The 1,996-nt window shown below is 61.3% G+C and carries 3 protein-coding genes; 1 reads left to right on the top strand and 2 read right to left on the bottom strand.

Going from position 1 to position 1,996, the window contains the following annotated elements; translation table 11 throughout:
* Positions 1-39: 39 nt before the first annotated feature.
* Entirely contained in the window at positions 40-273 is a 234-nt protein-coding gene (locus tag OC610_RS26475) for a hypothetical protein (RefSeq protein WP_264432151.1), read from the bottom strand.
* A 41-nt stretch (positions 274-314) separates the two neighbouring features.
* Entirely contained in the window at positions 315-668 is a 354-nt protein-coding gene (locus tag OC610_RS26470; protein ID WP_264432149.1) for a putative quinol monooxygenase, read from the bottom strand.
* Positions 669-997: 329 nt separating this feature from the next.
* Between OC610_RS26470 and OC610_RS26465 the strand changes: the two genes are divergently transcribed.
* Positions 998-1,927, top strand: a complete 930-nt coding sequence (locus OC610_RS26465) for an AraC family transcriptional regulator (protein WP_264432147.1) — start codon at positions 998-1,000, stop codon at positions 1,925-1,927.
* The last annotated feature ends 69 nt before the right edge of the window (positions 1,928-1,996 follow it).

Below are 1,996 nucleotides of genomic sequence, written 5' to 3'. Positions count from 1 at the left end.
CAAGCTCCCTCGCCACAAAAGCGATCCCCACGATGCTGATTACCAGACCAACCCACCCTCGTCGTCGACACCCTGAAGATGAGTCAACTGCACGGCAGCCGCTTCATCGGCCCTGGTCGCGGTTTCGAACACTTGCTCTTCAAGTACCTTGTTGAAGCGCGGCGCACCTGAGCCACCGATGGCCTTGGTGGCGATGGCTGCGTAATAGCCGCCACCTTCCTTGGGAACAACAGCGGAAACAGCTTCAAACGTTTCAAAGGCTTTGCGTGCCATAGTGCGCATCCTGGCGATGGAAAATGATGGTCATTAAACCTTCAACCGGCCAGTTTGTGTACCTTCGCCATGCACCCTTCGGTCGCCTGGGCGGCGGACACTTCCCGGAAGGTGTGGAAATCCAGGCTGCTGACCACCAGGTCCTGCACCAGCTCGGCGAAGATCGCCATGGCCGGTGAGTTGAAGTAGGCGTCCATTGCCAGCTGGTTGACCCAGAGACCGGACACCAGCCACAAATCGGCGTCGCATTGCGATTGCTGCAAGGCAAAGTGCAGGCAACCGGGCGCCTGGCGCGAGGGCGCGATCAGTGTGCTGAGGCGTGCACCCAACGGCTTGGAACAGCCAGTGCGGGCCCGGACGAAAGCCATGTGACTGACGGGGATGTGTGTAGTCATGTTCAACCCTCCCAGGTAATCCGTTGTGCAGCCGGGGACAGGCTGCGACAGGATCAAAGGTTAAGCGTCCCGACGCCAGCTTCGTTAGTCGATTCCTGCCGACCCATTGCACAATCCTGTCCTTCGCCAGCACCGGATCCGGCATCGACATGGGTTGAACAGAGGAAGTTGAAACAAAAGGTTTCAAGCAAGTTTCAACCGCGTTGCACAGTCCTGCAGGCGCCAGCCGTGCAGGATCAGGCAAGCTTTCAACAGGATGTGACTACCGCCATGCCTTGCACAAACATAAGCTTTGTTACATCGCCCCTGTATTCCCTGAGGATTCCGGCATGTCGCCACTCGATCACGCCCACGTCCCGCTGGACACGTATCTGGAACAACAGCGCGCCGAACTGGCGTCGATCATCGACCGCAACACCGGCGAAGACGGCAGCTACGCCACGGCCATCGGCTCGCTGCATCTATCGCGCCACAGCCAGCCGCACAAGTTCGCCCCCGTGCTGGCGCAACCGGCCCTGTGCATCATGGCCCAGGGCAGTAAGCAGGTGCGCTTGGCGGATGAGTTTTTCAACTACGACCCGCTGCACTACCTGGTGGTCTCGGTCTCGATGCCGTTGAGCGGTTGCATCGCCGACGTCTCGCCCGAGCAGCCGATCCTGGCGTTGCGCCTGGACATCGACCCGGCGGAAATCACCGCGTTGATCGCCGATGCCGGCCCCTTGGGCGTGCCGACCCGCCCGGCCGGTCGCGGCCTGTATGTCGAACGCCTGGACACGCCGATGCTCGACGCGGTGCTGCGCCTGGCGCGCCTGCTGGATACGCCCAAGGACATCGCCATGCTCGCGCCCCTGGTGCGCCGGGAAATCCTTTATCGCCTGTTGCGCAGCCCGCAAGGCTATCGGCTGTATGAAATCGCGATCGCCAATAGCCAGAGCCATCGCATCAGCCAGGCGATCAAATGGCTCAACGGCCATTTCGAACAGCCGTTGCGCATCGATGACCTCGCTCGGGAAGTGAACCTCAGCGTCTCGACCTTGCATCATCGGTTCAAGGCCATGACGGCCATGAGCCCGCTGCAATACCAGAAGCAACTGCGCTTGCAGGAAGCCCGCCGGCTGATGCTGGCCGAAGGACTGGAAGCGTCGGCGGCGGGGTATCGGGTGGGGTATGAAAGCCCATCGCAGTTCAGTCGCGAGTACAGCAGGCTGTTTGGCGCGCCACCGTTGCGGGATCTGGCGCGGTTGCGGATGACTGTTTGACCCAGACTTTGTGCTGACTGGGCCGGCCTCATCGTCGGATCGCCGCCCGGAGCAAGCTCGCTCCCACAG

Source organism: Pseudomonas agronomica (assembly GCF_025917275.1).
GTDB lineage: Bacteria > Pseudomonadota > Gammaproteobacteria > Pseudomonadales > Pseudomonadaceae > Aquipseudomonas > Aquipseudomonas agronomica.
This window is presented reverse-complemented; position numbering and strand designations above follow the sequence as displayed.

Excerpts from the sequence above, each read along its gene's own strand:
- OC610_RS26475 (WP_264432151.1), bottom strand. The coding sequence starts at position 273 with ATGGCACGCAAAGCCTTTGAAACGTTTGAAGCTGTTTCCGCTGTTGTT.
- OC610_RS26470 (WP_264432149.1), bottom strand. The coding sequence starts at position 668 with ATGACTACACACATCCCCGTCAGTCACATGGCTTTCGTCCGGGCCCGC.
- OC610_RS26465 (WP_264432147.1), top strand. The coding sequence starts at position 998 with ATGTCGCCACTCGATCACGCCCACGTCCCGCTGGACACGTATCTGGAA.